At 35.3% G+C, this 20803-nt stretch carries 15 protein-coding genes; 10 read left to right on the top strand and 5 right to left on the bottom strand.

The genetic code is table 11. From position 1 onward, the window contains the following. The first annotated feature begins 44 nt into the window (after nt 1-44). The 5 genes from LI82_RS11350 (at nt 45) to LI82_RS11320 (ending at nt 7420) form a co-directional block, all read left to right on the top strand. Nucleotides 45-1214, top strand: coding sequence for a polysaccharide pyruvyl transferase family protein (locus tag LI82_RS11350; RefSeq protein ID WP_048195832.1), 1170 nt, complete (start codon nt 45-47; stop codon nt 1212-1214). Next, nucleotides 1211-2038 (top strand): nitroreductase family protein, encoded by an 828-nt coding sequence (locus LI82_RS11345; RefSeq protein WP_048195830.1) that lies wholly within the window; start codon nt 1211-1213, stop codon nt 2036-2038. The genes LI82_RS11350 and LI82_RS11345 overlap by 4 nt, the downstream gene beginning before the upstream one ends. A 3-nt stretch (nt 2039-2041) precedes the next feature. Beyond that, nucleotides 2042-3301 (top strand): flippase, encoded by a 1260-nt coding sequence (locus tag LI82_RS11340; RefSeq protein WP_048195828.1) that lies wholly within the window; start codon nt 2042-2044, stop codon nt 3299-3301. Nucleotides 3302-3898: 597 nt separating this feature from the next. Then, nucleotides 3899-5842 carry a DUF6044 family protein gene (locus LI82_RS12620; protein WP_052402924.1) on the top strand — a complete coding sequence of 648 codons (1944 nt, stop codon included), beginning with the start codon at nt 3899-3901 and terminating at the stop codon, nt 5840-5842. 132 nt (nt 5843-5974) lie between these two features. After that, nucleotides 5975-7420 carry a lipopolysaccharide biosynthesis protein gene (locus tag LI82_RS11320; RefSeq protein ID WP_048195824.1) on the top strand — a complete coding sequence of 482 codons (1446 nt, stop codon included), beginning with the start codon at nt 5975-5977 and terminating at the stop codon, nt 7418-7420. Here LI82_RS11320 and LI82_RS11315 read toward each other — a convergent pair whose 3' ends face one another. The 3 genes from LI82_RS11315 to LI82_RS11305 are packed head-to-tail and all read right to left on the bottom strand — an operon-like array spanning nt 7421 to nt 11310. Further along, nucleotides 7421-8545, bottom strand: coding sequence for a polysaccharide pyruvyl transferase family protein (locus LI82_RS11315; protein WP_048195822.1), 1125 nt, complete (start codon nt 8543-8545; stop codon nt 7421-7423). A gap of 25 nt (nt 8546-8570) precedes the next feature. Further along, the gene (locus tag LI82_RS11310; RefSeq protein ID WP_167879782.1) at nt 8571-9647 is read right to left on the bottom strand and encodes an N-acetylneuraminate synthase family protein; all 1077 of its coding nucleotides are present in this window, start codon (nt 9645-9647) and stop codon (nt 8571-8573) included. Next, complete coding sequence (locus LI82_RS11305) at nt 9628-11310, bottom strand: cytidylyltransferase domain-containing protein (RefSeq protein ID WP_048195820.1); 1683 nt, start codon at nt 11308-11310, stop codon at nt 9628-9630. Before LI82_RS11305 ends, LI82_RS11310 begins: the two co-directional genes overlap by 20 nt. Nucleotides 11311-11588: 278 nt before the next feature. On the opposite strand from LI82_RS11305, the gene LI82_RS11300 reads away from it, so the two are divergent. Next, a complete protein-coding gene (locus tag LI82_RS11300) occupies nt 11589-12989 on the top strand; it encodes a hypothetical protein (RefSeq protein WP_048196313.1) in 1401 nt (466 codons plus the stop codon). Between the two features lie 119 nt (nt 12990-13108). On the opposite strand, the gene LI82_RS12615 is transcribed toward LI82_RS11300, so the two are convergent. Together LI82_RS12615 and LI82_RS11290 are read right to left on the bottom strand one after the other, a co-directional pair. Further along, the gene (locus LI82_RS12615) at nt 13109-14242 is read right to left on the bottom strand and encodes a glycosyltransferase family 4 protein (protein WP_052402919.1); all 1134 of its coding nucleotides are present in this window, start codon (nt 14240-14242) and stop codon (nt 13109-13111) included. Nucleotides 14243-14316: 74 nt separating this feature from the next. Continuing rightward, nucleotides 14317-15393 (bottom strand): glycosyltransferase family 4 protein, encoded by a 1077-nt coding sequence (locus tag LI82_RS11290; RefSeq protein ID WP_048195819.1) that lies wholly within the window; start codon nt 15391-15393, stop codon nt 14317-14319. A 64-nt stretch (nt 15394-15457) separates the two neighbouring features. On the opposite strand from LI82_RS11290, the gene LI82_RS11285 reads away from it, so the two are divergent. The 4 genes from LI82_RS11285 to LI82_RS11270 all read left to right on the top strand — a co-directional run bounded on the left by LI82_RS11285 (nt 15458) and on the right by LI82_RS11270 (nt 20802). Continuing rightward, nucleotides 15458-16612 (top strand): glycosyltransferase, encoded by a 1155-nt coding sequence (locus LI82_RS11285; RefSeq protein ID WP_048195818.1) that lies wholly within the window; start codon nt 15458-15460, stop codon nt 16610-16612. A 146-nt stretch (nt 16613-16758) separates the two neighbouring features. After that, nucleotides 16759-19221 (top strand): oligosaccharyl transferase, archaeosortase A system-associated, encoded by a 2463-nt coding sequence (locus LI82_RS11280; RefSeq protein WP_048195817.1) that lies wholly within the window; start codon nt 16759-16761, stop codon nt 19219-19221. A 133-nt stretch (nt 19222-19354) separates the two neighbouring features. Further along, nucleotides 19355-20221 (top strand): UTP--glucose-1-phosphate uridylyltransferase GalU, encoded by an 867-nt coding sequence (galU, locus tag LI82_RS11275; protein ID WP_048195816.1) that lies wholly within the window; start codon nt 19355-19357, stop codon nt 20219-20221. A gap of 89 nt (nt 20222-20310) precedes the next feature. Next, entirely contained in the window at nt 20311-20802 is a 492-nt protein-coding gene (locus tag LI82_RS11270) for a LeuD/DmdB family oxidoreductase small subunit (protein ID WP_048195814.1), read from the top strand. Nucleotide 20803: the final 1 nt, after the last annotated feature.

Raw genomic sequence — 20803 nt, 5'->3', positions numbered from 1 at the left:
GTGAAAAATGATCGATTCATTTTTGAATGAATGGAGCTATTGTCATGAAAAAAATAAGAATAATTACTTTTCATCACGTAACAAATAATGGTGCTTTTCTTCAGGCTTACACTCTATGTAATTCTTTGCAGAAATCTTTCGATGATTTTGATGTAAAAATAATTGATTATAGATCCCCAAGACTGGAATTATATGAGATTTTAAAAATATTCAAGACTTATAAAAAAGCTCCCCTCTATAACTTAAAGAGGTATCTCAAATTTAGAACTTGTGTTAATCGTAATATTTTTTTAGATAGAGATTTTCCAAACTTTAGAACCTATAAAGGGGCTCTAAATTTTTTTATGAAACAAAATTATGATTTGCTTGTTGTAGGCAGTGATGTTGTGTGGAAAATATCAAATAGCAAATTATTTCCAAAATTTCCAAATATTTATTGGTTATCTGATGAGATTGCCAGCAAAAAAGTTGCTTATGCAGTATGTTCCTATAAATCTGATTTAAGATTGGTTGAAAAATATAATAAATCATTAAGTAATTCTTTAAATAACTTCAATCTTATTGGTGTAAGAGATGATTATACACATAATTTTGTTTCTAGTCTAGGTGTGAATCCAGAAATTCCTTTTTTGAAAATGCCAGACCCAACATTTTTATATGAAATCAAAAAAACAAATGTTCACAAAATATTAATCGAAGAAGGTATTGATTTAAACAAACCGATTCTCGGTATTTTGATTTATAATAGGGATAATTTTTCAAAAAGTATAACGGACTATTTCAAGTCAATTGGATATCAAATTATAGCATTAAGTATGTATAATCCTTTTGCTGATTTGAATTTGGGAGATCGATTAGATCCATTTGAATGGGCAGAAGTATTCAAGTATCTTTCATTTTGTGTAACTGATCGCTTCCACGGAACGATTTTTTGCTTAAAAAATAATACGCCTTTTGTTAGTATAGAATCAAATTCTATGGACTCTATAATAAATAGCAAAATCTATTTATTGTTGAAAGATTTTGAGATGTTAGATTGTTACACAAACATTACCTCTGAAAATTTTATGTTAGATGATTTCCTTAATAAATGTTTAGCACTATCTAATTCTTGGAATGATGAATATGGATATAATATTGAATGTAAATTGGAAGACATGAAGCATAAAAGCCATGAATTTATTAATAAAATTAAAATGGTGGAGTCCTCATGAAATTAATTAAATCAATTCTATATCATCGATTTTTAATAATTAGGACTAAAAGTTTATCTAATGATAAATTACAAATTCAATTGTCAAAAAGAGGACATAGTCTTGATAAAGCACTTACCGAGAACCAAAATTATGATTCATATCTTTTTGAAGTAGAATTGTTGCTAAATGAATTCGCCAGACGAAGAATTCAATCAAATGAAATAACAAGGTGGGCTTGGTATTTAATTTATGAAGCAAAATTTCATGATGAATTTGTTGAAGACTTGATTTCAGAAAAAGGATGTAATAAATTAGATGAAAGTGCTAGTCTATTTGATACAATCAAAAATAGGCGAAGTATTCGATCATGGACTGAAAAAGATGTAGCTAAAGATGATTTAATTGATGCTATTGATATTGCAAAGTGGGTTCCATGTTCTTGTAATCGTCAACTATGGAAGTTCTTAATCCTTGAAAATGAAGACGAAAAAGATTTTGTCAAAATGTTTACAAAACAAACATTTTATAATAAGGCTCCTCTTATAATTGTCCCTCTTATAAAAATTACTGAGTATTCTAAAGATGAGAAACATTATGCTTATTTAGATATGGGAGCCATTATTCAGAATTTGTTACTAATATTACACGCTAAGGGATTGGGAACATGTTGGATTGGTATTAAAATACAAGCAGATATGCAAAACAGATATGAATTATTTTGTTCTAGATTTAATGTAGATAATACCTATATTCCAATTAGTATAATACCTGTAGGTGTTCCTAAAAGAACACCGATTGTACCAGCTAGAAAAGATACAAATGAGATAATATTTTCGAGATGAGCAATGGTTAATGTTCTTTCTCTAAGAGAAAAGCTCTTAAAAGAAACTTTTTGGAGCTTTGCCACAAAAGGAATTTCTTTCTCCTTATATTTTTTGTTAAATATTTATCTTGCTAGGGTTTTAGGGGCTGAAAAATTTGGTGCTTGGTCATTTTTTTATTCAATTCTAACTATAGTTCTTTTATTTTCTTATTTTGGGATCAATAGTTCTGCACGAAAATACGTTGCTCAATATAATAGAGATATTGAGTTATATAATATTTTAAAAAGTTCAGCAAAATTAAGACTAATGTTCAGTTTATTTTTCAGCATTGTTATAATTTTTATTCATAGACCTTTAGCAATACTTGTTGGAAGGCCCGAATTTGCATCCTTTTTTTTGTTATGTGCACCATTAATTCTGCTGGCGGGATTGGTCGAATTTTTAAAAGCTATCTTCATGGGGTTACATAGAATTAAATATAATTTCATCATAAATTTTATAGAGTATGGGCTCAAATTATTATTGGTTTTCCTGGCTTTAAAGCTTTCATTGGATGTAATTAGTATTATAAACTCATTTACGATTGCATATTTTGTAGCTTCAACAGTTGGATTTTATTTATTATGGATAAAATATTTCAAAAGAAACAATGCTAAGTCAACAGATGGATTTTCAAAAGAGATTCTTAAATATAGCATTCCACTGTTTTTTATAAGTATTGGATTTTTAATTGCAACAGAAGTTGATACTTTGATGCTTGGTTTGCTTGCAACAGATACAGAAGTTGGAATTTATTCCGTTGCAAAACAGATCACAATAAAGCTGCCACACATAAGTTTAGCAATAGCAATGGGATCAATGCCTGTGTTTGCAAAATTAAACAAAGATAATAAAGAATCTTTAAAAAAAATGTTCTACAAATTGCTTAAGGTTAATGCCTTGATATTTTCAACGATATCTCTTGTGATTATTTTTCTTTCTTGGTATTTTATACCATTAATTTTTGGTATTGAATACCTTGGATCAGTTTTGCCCTTACAATTATTAACTGTTTATTTAATAAGTTATTCTTTTTCAATATTTTTAAGTACATTTTTAGATTATCAAGGTTTGGCTAAAAAGAGAGCATTTAATTTGTTAATTTGTGTAATCTTAAACATTGGTTTAAATTACCTCTTAATTCCACTGTACGGAGCAATTGGGGCTGCAACAGCAACATCAATTTCATATTTGCCTTATGTTTGTTTAAATTGGATTGAGGTAAGAAAATTTTTAAAATAATACCTTGATTTATTGAAATCATTCTTTAGAATCGGATACTGTTTAAACATTTTGGAGCAATCATCTTGATAAGTGTGTTGGGGTTACTTTAGTAATACAATAGTTAGCAGTCACAAGCCGTTGTTCTTCTCCGCTATTTTCTACAATCCAAGTTTGACATTTTTGAGCCTTTTCTAAAGAGAATGTCTCCTCTTTCATCCCAATTTTTGCTTTTTTTGCCAGGAAATCCTATTTGGAAGTTTCAATTAATTTACTCAAATTATCATGAAATGCACCACTTTTGATACTGAAATTGTCTGTGAGTTTATAGTTCACAAGACCTTTCAATAGTCTGTTGATGTCAATGCCATGTTTTTTGTGTTTACCAAAGATAGTGAGAAAATCAAGGTCATCATAGAGTTTTTCAACGGTTAGGATAGTTCCAATTGGAAAGGATATATTGGTCTTAGGAACTATTTCGTATGCTCTTAGTTTGGTTTGCATTTTGGTCAATTCAGATACAACTAAGAACACTTTGACTTATGTTGACTGTCAAAGTTAGGCTACAAAGCCATAATGGGATATATTTATTTAACATTGCGAAAATTATAGCACCAAATGAGAAATGAAACAGCTAATAAATATATATTTATTGCTTTAATTATATTGTCTGCATATTTAAGTTCTTTTGTAATTCTAGGCGAACAATCGCCAATTTTGGTCCATGATGTCCATGATTCATTACAGGTAAGAAATGAAATAATAGTAAATGGTGGACAAGTATTTGGATCCACAGACGAAGATATAAAACCAATCACTGAGAGTATTTCAGAAATAAACCCAGTAAGTTTAGTATCTCCAAATCTGTGGTTATACTATTTCTTTTCTCCATTTACAGCCTATGCGTTTAGTATCGCTATTGTGCATGTAGTGGCTTTTTTTGGGATGTATTTGCTTCTTTCAAGACATATATTATCTGAGTCAAAAGATGAGATTATAAATATTGGTGTAGCTCTCACATTTTCCCTGCTTCCATTCTTTCCACTTAATGGATTAAGAATTGCAGGATTACCCCTTGCACTTTATGCATTTCTGAATATTCGAAACAAAGATTCATCAAAAAAAGAATGGTTGATTATATCTTTAATCCCATTTTATGCACCTTATACTCATAGTTTCTTATTCTTTTTGGCTTTCGTTGGGATATTATGGATGGTTGATCTAATTACAAAAAAAGACTTCAATCCACGCTTCTTTTACTCTTTATTACTAATGAACACAATATTTCTAATAAGAAATTCTAACTTGATCTATAATATCTTTTTTGACCATAACTATACATCACAACGTGTAGAATTCTCTAATAAATTTGTGAACATAGACCTATCAGCCGGTATTAGTGAATTCCTAGTGAAATCAGGATATAATTTCATATATGGTCAGTATCATGCAAATAGTGTCCATCATCTTGGAATTGGATTAGCACTATTGATATCTTTGTTTATTATCCTGATGAAAACAAATTCAAAATATAAGTCGAATTGGTCATTTATCTCATACATGGCACTCATAAGTACGATTTCATTTCCAATAATAGCAATGTTCACCAATACTATTATTCTTGCTATGTGGGGAACAATTATCTGTATATTTGGAGTGATATTATTAAAAATATTCATATCTTTACTCTCAAGAGTTGTAGATAGAAGAATTGAAGAAATCCTCGAAATTTTACGGAAACAGTTTAGAGATTCTGAGTATAATCTATTACTTGGTTTTGTATCCATTTGTCTTTTAATATCTGCATTTTATGGTCTGTGGAATTCACATTTATTAGACCTCATAAAAAGTTATTCAACAGTTCTGACAATATTCAATTTTAGCAGATTCAATGCTTTACATCCACTTTTGTGGTATATGATATTCGCACTTTCATTAAAGATAATTTATGGTAATCTAAAATATGGCAAAACAATCGTTTTGCTTTTGCTTCTGGTTCAAGCAGGATATTTATTTACACTTTCGGACGAAGGGGATACATATCAGGTAGCGGGTCTAGGTGCGATTCGAAGTGATCAACTAACTTATCAGGAATACTATTCAGAAGAACTTTTCAATGGTATCTCAACATACATTGGAAAGCCTCAGGAGAGCTATAGAGTTGTTAGTATCGGTTTTCATCCAAGTGTTAGTCAACACAATGGATTTTACACCGTAGATTTTTATAAAAGCAATTACCCCTTAGAGTATAAACATAAATTTAGGGCGATAATTGAAAAAGAGCTTGGAAAAAATGAGGCTAATAGGGATTGTTTTGATAATTGGGGAGGTAGGTGCTATATATTTGCCAATGAAACCGAGGGAGATTTCATGGTAACGAAAGATAAATCAACCGCAATAGAAAATTTGCAGTTAAATACAACAGCATTTAAGGAAATGGGTGGAGAATACATCTTTTCAGCAGTTGAAATTAAAAATCATCAGGAAAATGATTTAAAGTATCTAAAAGTATTTGAAAGCACATCTTCTCCCTGGAAAATATGGCTTTATCAAGTAGCTTAATTAAAAATAATAAATATATTGTCACTACAAATTAATAAAAACATTTAATTAAGCAAAAACAAAAAGAATTAGCATAAGAAGTTTACTTGTGATAATTCAATTAAAAATATTACTATTAATCAATCCAAAAAAATGAGTAACCATAAACTTTTTGCACAAAGAGTCGGATTAGTAGGTGTAACAAACCTCCTTTTAGGTTTAAGTGGAATTATTCTACTTCCAATTCTAACTAAGAATATATCTATAGAGGACTATGGAGCTTGGGCTCAAGTTTTAGTTACAATTGGAATAGTGCCTGCAACTGTTATGTTGGGTTTGTCTTATACAATGGTTCGATTTTTACCTTCTGCAAAAGAAAGGGAAGAAAAACAAGAAATATTTTATTCTATCTTTTTTTTAGTATTGATAGCAAGTTTGGTTGCAACGACTCTGATTTATGCATTTTCTAGTACATTGGCCTCAGTTTTATTCAATGGAGACATTGCAATTGTAAAAATTCTTTCATTAATTGTATTTATTGAATGCTTGAATAATCTTTTTTTTAATTACTTCAGAGCAACACAACAGATTAAAAAATATTCTTCCTTGTTATTCATACAAACTTGTCTTTTCTTAATTTTGGTTGCATTCTTTATATTTATGGGAGCAGGTCTCTTTGGCGCATTAATAGGTCTACTGCTAAAAGGACTTATTATCTTTTTGATTAGCGGTTATAGTATTGTTTTAGAAATTGGGATCAAATATCCACGATTTATATATTTAAAAGAATTCCTCATATTTGGATTGCCTACTATTCCTGGAAACTTATCAAGTTGGGTGGTAAATTCCAGTGATCGTTATGTAATAGGAATATTTCTAGGGGCCGCATTTGTTGGATATTATTCACCAGGATATTCTCTTGGAAACATGATACGTATGTTCGTAACGCCTCTTTCTTTTATACTTCCTGCGGTATTATCTAAACACTATGATGATAATAATTTAAGAGAAGTGCAAACAATCCTATCTTATTCTCTTAAATGTTTTCTAACATTTTCAATCCCAGCTGTATTTGGTATATCACTTTTATCAAAACCACTATTGACAATCCTATCTACATCAGAAATCGCAGAGCAAGGATATCTTATAACGCCTTTTATTGCAGTAAGTATGCTATTTTCTGGTTCTTATTCCATAATTACCCAAATAATTATCATGGAAAAGAAAACAAAAATTACAGGTATAATATGGATTTTATCAGCTGCTTTGAACTTGGGGCTAAATTTTGTACTTATACCCTATATAGGTATTATAGGAGCAGCGGTTGCAACATTATTTGCGTTTGCTGTTTGTTTTGCTTCCACTTCATATTTTTCTTTTAAATTATTTAAATTCAATATAGACTTTGTGTACATATTTAAATGTTTATTTGCTTCACTCGTGATGTGCTTTGTAATCATTGAATTTAATCCATCTGGAACATTTGATGTATTAGCAACAATAGCAGTAAGTGTTGTTGTTTATTTTGTTTTACTTGGATTACTAAAAGGATTTAAAAAAGATGAAATTATGTTTTTCAAAAATATGCTTAATCCCTGATCAGGGCAAACTTTTGATGAACTTTTTCATAACATCATAATGGGCATCTATAACTTTATCCACACCAGCGAATCGAGCAAAGTTAGTTGTTAGTTCTTCCGTTATATAGTCTTCCAGCATTTCGATAGCATAGCTATTAGGTCTTATATTTTCAAACATTGTTTTCAATGCCTCTGAAACTTTTGGAACATTTAACCTGTCGGCTATATAGCCTACCGAAGTACGTTCAAACGCATCGATTCCCCTGACATTAAGGGATTCTGATACGCCCCTTCCCCTTCCATCCTCGTGAAGCAAGATCGATGTTTTTCTTTTGCTTAAAAAATAAAGGTGGGCATGAACTCTATATCCCACGTGCAAATCACAATCATCATAAAATTGAATTTTGTCTAGATTATATGAAGTATCCACAACATTATATCCTAATTCATCAGCTTCTCTTTTAATAGCCATATTATTTTTTTCATCGGCTTTTGAAGTAAATTCATCGGCTTCAATTCCTCTGTGAAAAGAACAATACAATTCCGAATCAGGGAATAAGTTTTTTAGCATTTTTAGTATTTTAACATTCTGTATCCTATAAATATGATCTTGGGCAGGGGTGAATACAAGTTTTTTAATTTCCTTAGGCCTTTCAATATTCTTGCCTATCGAATCTAAATCATACCATACAGGGCAACCTGTCATCAAAACGTTGTTAATTCCATTGCGCTTTAAAGCTTCTTTTGTCAAATAATCACGGCAACTAATGAATTCCACTTCATTGCTGATGCGGCTTAGTGCATTCAATGATTGTTGGTTGAAGCTATAATTCTTTAAAGTTAAGTAGTCCCCTGGGATACCTTTCCATCCTAAACCCATTGGTATTATAGGGACCTTAATGTCTTTTAGATTGGGCATAAGCTTATAGATCCCTGGATAAAAATGAGGTTGAAAACCAGGCCCACCATTTATAATTATTCCTGAACTTTCATTTACTAAATCGATATGTTCTTCCAGTGATTTCCAGTGTGGGAGTTGAATTAATTCATGTTCAGGTTTATGGTGTTTTAGTAATTGACTGCATCTCTCAGTTATTAAAAAATCGCCTATATTTTTTTTGGCACCAGTCAGCACGATGTACATATAAATCTCCATTAAAATTAAATAATTATACTTTATGCCAGGAAATCAAGTCATCTTCTAAAATATCCTTAGTAATTTCTCGTCCCAACACTTTGTCCAGATCAGCAGGAGAAATACCGGTCCCTGGCCTTTTGAAAGTAACTTTCTCTCGAGTAAGAATTTCACCTTTCTTCATACTGACTTTAGCTACAATACTTCGACGAGCCTGTTTCCTCGACTCCTTTTCACATTCCAATGGATGTTTATAGTACTGGCCACTAATTTTTTGAAGCAGATTGATGTTATTAACAAACATCTTCAGATCATCAGGATCCATTGCATGGTAATGGTCATTACCAGGAAGTGTTTTGTCCAGAGTAAAGTGTTTTTCTATTACTTTTGCACCATACAGGTAAGCTGTAGTAAGAGTCATCATCGTTTCATCGGGTCGTGTATGGTCTGAGTAGCCGATTAGATGGTCTGGGAACACTGCTTCTAAATGTTTGATCATATTCAAATTGGCATCTTCATAGTCTGTTGGGTAATCCAACACACAATGCATTAAGCAAAGCTCTTTATTACCTGTCTTTAACACAGTGTTTGCAGCTTCCTCTATCTCGCCCAATGTGGATGCTCCGGTAGCCAACAATATGGCTTTACCTTTCTTTGCTATATATTCTATAAATGCTAAATTAGTCAGATCAGAGGATGAAATCTTGTATAGTGGCATTAGATCATATAGGTAATCTGCAGACTCAAAATCAAAAGGTGTGGACAGGAATATTATTCCTTGAGTGCGGCAGTGATCGGCAAGCTCTTTATATTCCTGCAATCCGAATTTATCAAATTTGCTAAATAGTTCATATTGTGAACCGGTTGCTTCTTCACTTCGATCCCAATAGGCAGGAGAATTTTTTGAAGCAAGTTTTTCTGCTTTATATGTCTGGAATTTAACCGCATCCGCACCGGCATTAGCAGCTTCTTTTATCATAAGTTTAGCTGCTTCGAGTGTGTCTATATCCTCTTTGGTTGCAATGTCGTAATAGTTGACACCAATCTCTGCGATAATGAATGGTTTTGAAGTTTCTGATATTTCCATATTGTTAAAATTTAATACTTTCATTTTCATCCCATTCTTTATATTTGTCGAAGATCAATCTTAAAGTTCGATCCATGCCTCCTTTTAGATCAGCTTTTAGGAGATTCTCGTTTATTTTCTTGCGCAAATCATAGTTCTCGATCAATTCTTTTATGGCTGAAGCAATATCTGCTTCCGATACAGCATATTCCATTCCAAGATACATAATGCCTTTCAGGTAATGTACAAACAGGTGTCTGGACTCTCTTTCATTTTGAGATATTGAAATAAAAGGAGTGCCAATGCTTGTAATTTCATAGATCGTCCTTCCATTGGATGTGAGTACAATGTCTGTATTGAATATCTCTTTAGCCATCATGTTGACATTTTCTTTGACAGTAATGTGGAACCCTTCTTTTAAGAGCTGGTCTACATAAGCATAAAGTTCTTCCTTTGGTCCGTATCCCAAACCCATTATTACAGTTACACCCACATCTTTGAAGTTAAGAGATTTTATTGATTTAAGAGTTCTCAAGGTTAGATTGCTTGGGTCAGTTCCTCCAAAAGTGATCATTATATTTTGTACAGATTCGTTTGTCTTTTTAGTAGGCACAAGATAGAATTCATCTCTTAGGCATACATATTTATGACCGAAATAGTGATTCTCAGGAGGGTAACTATGTTCATACAAAGAATTAATAACAATATTTGCGTGTTCGGAACCTTCACCCAAATCCTCAAAATTGACAACGAAGTGTCCCATACTTTTCAATTTAGTCACATAGTCTGTGTTTGTATCCAATATATCGTTAATGATGATATCAGGATTGATTTGTTCTAACTTTTCAAATAGATTTTCATCATTATCAAAAGTAACGATGGTAAAGTTGGATGAACTTACTTTTTCAACACCAGCTCTTTTATTCTCATCCATTAAAAACAGAACTTCATTTTTGAAAGCAAGTCTGCTTGCAAGGGTGATAGTTCGATAAACATGGCCCAAACCAATTTCAGAATCACCATCTACTCGAAACACGATCTTTTTTCTTTCTAATGAATTTTCTGCGATCATCCAATCTTCATAAGTATCTATATCTATGCTTTCTTCGGATGGAACTTCAAATAATGAGAGCTTTTCTCCAATACGGTTGTGTTCAGAAATAGAATTCCTCTTAGATATCAAGAAAGAACCAGTTTCTCTATAAATTGGATCAAGGTATTGTCTGTTCTTTCTTTCTTTGTAGAGGGGTGTAAAATGCCCATCTTTTTTAGTCCAGCATAGGTGGTGATCTGCTTTCACACTTATCAAAGTGTCGAATTCTTCATTTAATATTAATTCGATTGCTGTATCTATCGTTTCGGCTTTTAATAGTGGAGATGTAGGTTGAAGAGTAATTGCGAAATCATATTTTTTCTTTTCTACATTTTCGATGCAATTTAATGCATGATTAATCACAGGGTCTAATGTGATGTCGTCTCCTGCTAGTTTTCTTGGTCTTTTAATTACTTCTGCGCCATATAGTTCTGAAACATATGATATTTCATCGTCATCTGTAGAAACCACTACTTTTTCAATATACTTTGAGTTTAATGCATTTTGAATTGAATACGATATTAAAGGTTTCCCTGCCAATAATTTTATGTTTTTCCGTGGTATACCTTTGCTTCCGCCTCTAGCCGGAATTATTGCAATGATTTTTGGTTTCATTTTATGGCCATTAAATTTTGTATATGTCAAGACTTTTTGTTAATGATGCATATGTATCTTATATAGTATTTTCTCTATCTATTATCTGATTCAAGATAAAGTTATGATGAATGCAGCTTGTTCTTCATACTATATGGGAAAATTCAGTGCAATTTGTATCTATAGGGGATATTCTTAAGTGGGGATTAGTTTTTTTATCCAGCAAGAATATTCAAATAGAAAAACATGAAGCATTATGAAATATTGAAATAATAAAGGAAGTTTCGGTAATGTATGAGATGTCTGTAAAAACAATCTGTGAAAAAATCTGGGAGTTAGAAGATAAATATGGTTTATTGCACAAAGACATTCAGGGAGTCAAAGTCTGGCAGATTTCAAGATTTCTAATATATTCTGAAATTGCTCAAAAAACAGGAGTTTTTACAAAACCTCATACTACAAAGGATAGTTTAAAAGATAATATCAAGGCTTTTCCAAGTTATTTCTACAATGCTATTATAAAAAATCCTTTATCAGGCAACTATGAAAAAGATGTTTTAGTATTTGATCACCCTCGAAAAATATTAGTGGATGGTGAATACATAGACATTTATACAAAATATCTTCTAGATGATCTGGAAGCAAGTCAATATGAAGTCATTGAAAGTCCGTATTTGAGTAAACATTTTTCTAAAAATGAGATGCACCGCAAATATTTGGACCGAATGTTATTGTTATCCTATCTTTATACAAAAATAAGTAATATAAAATTCACAACTAAGGAACTTAATTGGATAGATTCATTAGAATATGAAATAAACAGTCATTTTAATATTGATTTAAATTTTAAAAATTTTTTTTCCGAATGGATAATTCAGTTCAAATGCTATTATAAGTTCTACGAGAAGTTGCTTCAAAAAAGAAACCCTTCTACAATATTTGTGGTTGTTTCATATGGAACTTATAACATCCCTCTAATATCTGCAGCCAAAGATAATGACATTCAGGTCATAGAAATACAGCATGGTACAATTAGTCCCTATCATTTAGGTTATAATTTCCCAAATTGTAATCAAGAGCTAGCGTATTTCCCGGATATTTTTTATTCATTTGGGACTTATTGGAATGATATTGTTAATTTTCCTATATGTAAAAAAAACATTATCTGTTATGGATTTCCATACATGAGGACAAGAAAAGAAAAATATAACAAAGCAATGAAAAAAAAGAAACAGATATTGTTCTTGTCTCAAGGTGCAATAGGAAAAGAACTGGCAAAATTTGTATATGAAGCAGCTCAAGTTTTGGATGAATATAATATAGTATATAAGTTGCATCCTGGTGAATATGACCGATGGGAAAAAGAATACAATGAACTAGTATTAGCAAATCATCTAAAAAATGTAGAAGTTATTAGTGACAATAAAAAAGAACTTTACCACTATTTTGCTGAATCTGAATATCAAATTGGAGTGTTTTCTACTGCTATCTATGAAGGGTTAGCTTTCAAATGTAAAACATTGCTAGTTGACTTACCAGGAATTGAATACATGAGTTCTCTTATTGAAAAGGAAATAGTAACTAAAGTAACTAATGTTGAAGATTTAAAGTGCCAAATCGAATTCTTTGAACCTAAATATTATGATGAAGATTATTTTTTCTCTGAGAAAAAAAACCACTTGGCAAAAATAAAAAATTGAGCTATTATGGGGTGTTTTCAATATTAATTTTAAATTATTGAATAGATGTTCTTTCAATATAATAATATTTTTAAATTTAATAATATATCTATAATTGGCTATTAAAATCTGGCATCATATCATAAATTAATATTTAAAGATTCCTTTACACTATTTTTAAAAAGGTTAAAATTTGTATCAAACCCAAACTTTTGTGCATGCAACTCCGCTTTCTTTGAAAGTTCATCATACACTGAGCTGTCATCTAATGAATAAATTGCTTCTACCCATTGGTCAATGTCGTAAACATCATCGATTAAAATACCGCCTTCTCCGACAGCTTCAGGAAGGCCGCCCAGATTGCTGGCAATGCTTGGAATTCCATTTATCCCAGCTTCTATAATTGTTCTTCCAAATGGTTCAGGCCATATGACAGGAGCAAGCAATATTCTGGTGTTCGAATACACCTCATCCATATTTTTAGTCCATCCCAGAGAATTGACGTTGTGTATGTTGTTTATGGTTTTTGTACACAACAGTCTTTTCCCGGCACCTACAGCAAGAAATTCTTTTTCAGGGATTGATTTTGCAATCTTTAAGAAGATATCTAAACCTTTGATCTTTGTTGGTTTAATCATAGTTATATATTTTTTAGATTGCTTGTCACTTTCATATTTAGACATATCAATACTTGGATACATAACAAATGGTTCAATACCAGACCATTCTTTTGTGACATTTGCAACGAATTTGCTATTGGCGATCACAAGATTTGAATGTCTTATTGCATCAATATTCCATTCTAACCATTTATCCAGATTTAGAAAACGTAACTTGTTTTGTAGGGGAATACAATTTTGACATTGTCTGTTGCAATTTGTTCCATTGATGAATGCTATCGGGCAGAAGTGCTCATAGCTCCTGATAAAGAAAATTGAGGGAATCTTATATTTAACTGCAATATCGATCGTGGGTGGTGCAAAATTAAGTTGTGTTAAAATTAAATCTGGTTTAATGTCATTGATTTTTTCATCCAGAATTTTTTTCCAATATTTAGCCTGTAAAATTATAGGGAACAAGCAATGCTTGTCATAGACGGGGACCTTGTTAACAATAATTTTGATTTCATCTGAATACTTTATCTCATTATTTTTTCCCGATTGAAGGACATAGATCTCATGCTTTTCCGCCAATTTTTTAGCTATACTCATTAATGAAAGCTCAGCTCCTCCTCCAGGCGGATCAAAATGTTGTACTGAAATTAAAATTTTCATTATCAACTAACCTCTATGAACCCTTCATAATTTAACGTGTTAATCTCAATATGACTGGACATCCACAAATATCATCACACTTGTGTTACCTGATACACATCTTCTGTTTTTTCTGCAACTTCATCCCAATCCATTAATTTTTTAGAACTATCTCTCTTTGTGTCGACATTTGAAATTAACATTTTAATTTCACCACTAAAACTCTCTTTGGAAATTGGTATGTCTACACCGACACAATATCCTCCATCCACAAACTCATCCAGCGCACTCCCCCTTGCCACAATACACGGAGTTCCAGAAGCCAGAGCCTCCGCCACAGTTATCCCGTATGCCTCATGCTTTGACAGCATCAAAAAAACATCCGCTGATGCATAGCATTGCAGCAGTTCATACCTTGAGATGCCCTTTAACCATTCGATGCGATCAGAAACACCAACTTGATCGGCAAGGTTGCGAAGTTCGTCTTCATAGGGTCCTTTTCCAACTATCCTGAATCTGAATCCGGTAAGTTCTGGCAAAGCCTGAATTATGTACTGTACGCCCTTGTATTTTTCCAGGCGTCCCACATAAAGGAGCGTCTTTTCATCACTTTCATCTTTCTGGGGCTTAAGTTTCTCAAATTCTGCAAGATTTATTCCGTTGGGAATCTTTTCGATCTTACCACTGACATTGAAATCATCAGTTACAAGTCCTTTTTCAAATTCGGATACGCATATTATTGTATCGGCTCTGGTAAAGATCATCCTGCCAAATAATTTGTATGGTTTGTGCAACAAGTTCCTAAAATAAGTGTGGCCGCTGCGGTGGTAATGCGGGGTGAAAACGAACTTGTTTCCGGGTTTGGCAAGTGCTGCAAAGAAGGCAGGGAATGCATGATAGCTATGTGCGTGGACCACATCATATTCCCGGGATTTTAAATATGAATATACCTGTGGAGCAAGGAAATAGGCATTTCCCGGGGCAAATGACTTGAATCTGATGACATTTACACCATTGATTATCTCTTCTTTTGGCAGTTTGCCACTGGGGTCGGTTGTGATAACATCGACAGAATGTCCCTTCTGGGCCAGCCTTTCACTGATCTCTTTAACATGAGTTTCCACTCCTCCGATGTCTGGAGCATAACGGGGACATATCTGTGCAATCTTCAATGTTTTACCTCTTTAGGATATTCATGCATTAGTTTAATATAAAGATGATGCAATTTTAGGTTAGATGCGGTCTGAAAAGAAGATATGTATTGTGGGACCTTCAAAGCGTTTTATCAGTGGTATCAGTTATTATACGATCAGATTAGCAAACGCGATGTCAGAACGTTATGATGTTTCAGTTATCTGCTTCAGGCAATTGCTGCCTACATTCCTGTTTCCGGGAAAGGAACACGTTGGGAAGGATATTTCCACCCTGGATTTCAATTCCGATGTTGAGGTCTTTGACGGGATGGACTACAATAATCCGTTTACCTGGTTCAAAGCTTATCGTTTTTTTAAAAAACAGGATCCTGATGTTGTAATATTGCAGTGGTGGACATCTTCGGTAGCTCATATGCACCTTTTGCTGAAACTGTTTTCCAGCTTGGGCAAAGAAACAAAGGTGGTCATTGAGTTTCACGAAGTTGTGGATCCCTTTGAAGAAGCCATTCTGCCAATTCGATTATACTCTAAATTGATGGGAAAAAGTCTCCGTAAGGACCTGGATGCATACATAACCCATTCAAGGTCAGATCAGCAACTGGTTGCTGAAAGATATGACATCGACATGGAAAAGATCCATGTGATTCCCCATGGTCTCTATGACCAGTACGGGGAACCTTTGGAAAGCAGGGATGCAAAAGCAAGTCTTTCCATAGAAGAAGAGTTTGTTATCCTCTCGTTTGGCCTGATCAGAAAATACAAAGGCATACCTTATCTTATAGAGGCCTTTGAAGAGCTGCCTGAGGAAATAGCTCAAAAAAGCAGGTTGCTAATTGTCGGTGAGGTTTGGGAAGGCCGTAAAGAGCTTCTGGAACAGATAGAACGATCCCCTTATTCAGAAAAGATAACATTAGTTGATGAGTACGTGTCCGATGACATGATTCCTACCTACTTCAGTGCAGCAGATGTGCTGGTCTTGCCATACCTTCGGGCATCCCAGAGTGGGATTGCTCATATCGGAATGTCTTTTGGGAAGCCTGTGGTCGTTTCAGAGGTAGGTGGACTTAAGGAATCAATGGCTGATTACAAAGGAACTTTTTTTGTGAGGCCACAGAATGTTGATGATATAAGGGAACAGATCCTCAGACAATTTGGTAATACTGACAAGTACGACCCACCAGTCAGGACATGGGATAAGATCATGGAACTTTTTCAAAGATCGATCTTAAACGATTAAATGTTGTGCATGAGGCATTATTTGCAACTTATGTTAAATTTAGATTTGTGTGGGCAATTATTACAAAATGCTTATATCATACTATCACTAAACTGGAAGCCTAAATGGAAATTATGAATGCATGGTGATCATATCAGGTGTAATATATGGCTAATGAGATGAATGAGAAATTTAGGAACAGCCTTCCCTATTTTGCAGGGATCTTTATTGCTTTTATAATAGCATTATATATACGAACTATACCCGATGCAAGTGTTTTTATTACCTCCGATTTTGTACGCTTTGGAGGAAATGATCCCTGGTATCATCTCAGAAATGTGGAGAACATTCTTCATAACTTCCCAAATATGCTGTGGTTCGATGCATACACGCAGTATCCATATGGCACTGAGCAGATATTTGCTCCCCTATTTGATATGACGCTTGCAACGATCATCTGGATGCTTGGGCTCGGATCACCAAGTCAGGATCTGATCAATACTGTGTGTGTTTATTACCCTGCATTCCTCGGAGCCTTTGTGGTAATTCCTACCTATTTCGCTGCCAAATGGGTCTTTGGTGACCGTAAGATCGGCTTGATGGCAGCAATTCTCATTGCAATAGCTCCAGGTCAGTTCCTGTCCAGGTCAATGATGGGGTTCAATGACCACCATATCTCGGAAACCCTTTTAAGCACTATCACAGCCATGTTCCTGATCTTGGCACTAAAAACTGCCAGGCAAAATCCCTTTAGTTTCGAGGATATAAAAAACAATGAACTTTCTTCATTAAAAAAGACACTTCCTTATTTTGTTCTTACAGGTCTTGCATTAAGCGCATATATGACAGCATGGACAGGCGGAGTTTTCTTTGCTTTCATTATAGGAGTATACATTGCCATCCAGCACATCATTGACCATCTGAGCGACAGGTCAACTGACTATCTGGCAATTGGCGGTATGATCATATTTGCTATTGCTTTTGTAGCTGTTTTAATAACGCCACAACTTGGTGGCTATGGAAAATCACTTCCTATCAAAGGACTGCTCGCTGGTTTTTTTGCATTCCCCATACTTACGGGGATCTCTCTTTCATTTAAAAACAAAGACTTGAAGGCGTATTACTATCCGGCTTTTATCCTATTGTTATCTATTTTAGGGATCTTGATGGCAAAACTACTCTTGCCTTCTGTTTATTCTCTGATAACCCGGATATCCGGTTTCTTCCTGACATCCGGGGGCGGCCTAACAATCGCCGAAGCATCCCCTCTTCTTTCCGTAGGCGGCCAGTTCTCCATCGCTCCCTTCTGGGGCAACTTCACAACCCTTGGATTCATTTCACTAATTGCAATAATCTTCCTCGGCTATGAAGCATTCAAGAAGAACAACACTCCTGAAAGGACATTCCTGCTGGTATGGACCTTCATGATCATCTGGGCCATGCTCCAGCAGAACCGTTTCGCATACTATTATTCAGTAAACGCTGCGATCCTCTCTGCTTACGTCGGCATCAAGATATTGGAACTTGCAGGCTGGAAAGACCTGCTCGAGGATCTCAAATTAAAGGACAAGTTTGACATTAAGAACATCAAGATCTGGCATGTGCTTTCAGTTCTGGTGATCTTACTCGTTTTCATGTATCCAAGCTATGACATGTCAATGCAGCAGTCCCAGTACACCGGTGGTCCCAATGGATACTGGATCGAATCTACCATGTGGCTGAATTCCAACACACCTGACCCGGGACTGGATTATTACGAAAGCTATGAGATTCCGGCAAAGGGTGAGAGCTACCAGTATCCTGATACTGCATATGGTGTTATGTCCTGGTGGGACTATGGTCACTGGATAGAGGTCATTGGACATCGTATCCCGAACGCCAATCCGTTCCAGCAGGGAGTTGGTGGCAGAAGGAACAGCATCGAGGAAGAGAACAAGCCCGGTGCATCCACTTTCTTCACAGCACAGTCCGAAGAAGAGGCCACAGCGGTCCTTGAGGCTGTCCATCCTGATCCTGAGAAGGCAGGTGCACGATACATCGTCTCTGATGTGGAGATGGCAACCGGTAAGTTCTATGCCATGAGCGCATGGACGCTTGATACGGCTGACTATTACATTCCTGTTCAAACCGATCAGGGAGTGCAGACCGTGCCCGGGCCAAGGTATTTCAATTCCATGGAATCACGCCTTCATATCTTCGATGCGAGGGGAATGGAACAATACCGTATGGTGCACGAATCTCCTGCTGGTAATTCCGCTGAGACTGGCTATAAGAACATTTACAATATGCTCTTTGAAGGAAACCTCGCTCTGGAAAATACCGGATATGTCAAGATATTCGAGTATGTCGAGGGTGCACAGATCGTTGGTGAAGCACCTGAAGGTGAGGATGTGACAATTTCGGTAACCATTCTGACCAACATTGGCAGGACCTTCGTATACTCACAGTCAACCGTTTCGGATGGCACTTACTCCTTTACGGTACCATATTCCACACAGGGTCCGATCGATGGCGAGACTCAGTTCGATACCATGCCGGTTGGACCTTACAAGATAAGCTACGGTACTGTTCAGGAAGAAGTGGATGTCAGTGAAAGGGACGTACTGGATGGAAATGTGATAGAGGTATGATGCACAGCTTCTGTGCATTTTCCCACCAATGATGGATTAATTATTGGTGGTTTAACCTCTTATAATTTAATAATGAACGTTTATTGAAGGATCGATAAGAATCTGTGTTTGATCGTCATAAGGAATGTTGTAAATGGATGTCAAAAAAGCTGTAATTCCCGCTGCAGGTCTTGGGACCCGGTTCCTGCCGGTGACAAAGTCCATGCCAAAAGAAATGCTTCCAATAATCGATAAGCCGGTGATCCATTATGTTGTGGAGGAGGCTATTGCATCGGGCATCGACGACATTATATTTGTCACAGGAAGGAGCAAACGTTCCATTGAAGATTATTTCGATGGTTCTCCAGAGCTGGAGATGCACCTTAAGGAAAAGCATAAGGACGAACTTCTGAAAATGGTGGAGGATATCTCTTCCATGGTGGATATCCACTACATCAGGCAGAAAGAGCCAAGGGGGCTTGGAGATGCTATTATGACCGCAGAGAAGCACATCAGTGGAGATCCTTTTGCAGTCCTCCTTGGTGATGATATCATTGTCAATCACACTCCCTGTATCCGACAGCTCATCGAGGTCTTCCAGAAATATAGGTGTTCTACCATTGCAGTTGAAGAGGTCCCAATGGAGAAGGTCAGCAGTTATGGTATTATAAAGGGTAAGCCACTGGAAGAGTCACTGTGCATTCTCGAGGACATTGTGGAAAAGCCTTCCATTGAAGAAGCTCCATCGAACATAGGTGCCATAGGCAGGTATGTGTTCACGCCTGAGATATTCGATTGCATCAGGGATGCAGGAACAGGTGTAGGTGGAGAGATCCAGCTTACGGATGGTATTCGTATGCTCAATGACACACAGAAGGTCTATGCTCACAAGTTCGCAGGCAAACGATACGATACAGGCGATAAGTTGGGATATGTACAGGCAGTTATCGATTTTGCACTTTGCAGTGAGGATTTCGGTCCTCAGGTGAGGGATTACCTGAAGGCAATTCCGGACCTGTGACCGTTGAACCATTTCGGTCACACAATTCTTTTCTTTTTTCCGCTACTTACAAATATTATCATGTAAAACCTACATCACAGGTGACAACATTGGAAAGTAAGATCAAAGGAAAGGCATGGATTTTTGGCGATGATATTGACACGGATGTTATCATTCCGGGAAAATATCTCCGAACCACTGATATGCAGGTATTTGCTAACCATGCGATGGAAGGCATTGACCCTGATTTTTCTAAAAAGGTCGAGAAGGGCGACGTCGTGGTCGGCGGGAACAACTTTGGCTGTGGTTCCTCAAGGGAGCAGGCAGCTCTTGCCCTTAAGTATGCAGGGGTCTCCTGTGTCGTCGCGAAATCATTCGGGCGCATCTTTTTCCGGAATTCCATCAATGTCGGACTTCCCTTAATGGAAGCTGACATTGAATGTCAGGAAGGGGACACTGTGGAAGTTGACCTGCTTGAAGGAAACGTCAGCGTCAACGGGAAAGATTTCAAGGGCAACAAACTTCCGGATTTCCTGCTTGAGATCCTCACAGATGGTGGGCTCGTGGCACATCGCAAGGCTTTACAAGAAAAGGACAAATAAA

Origin of the sequence: Methanococcoides methylutens, from assembly GCF_000765475.1 — an archaeon.
Lineage (GTDB): Archaea > Halobacteriota > Methanosarcinia > Methanosarcinales > Methanosarcinaceae > Methanococcoides > Methanococcoides methylutens.
Note: the sequence above shows the minus strand (reverse complement) of the source record. Positions and strands in the feature narration are given on the sequence as shown.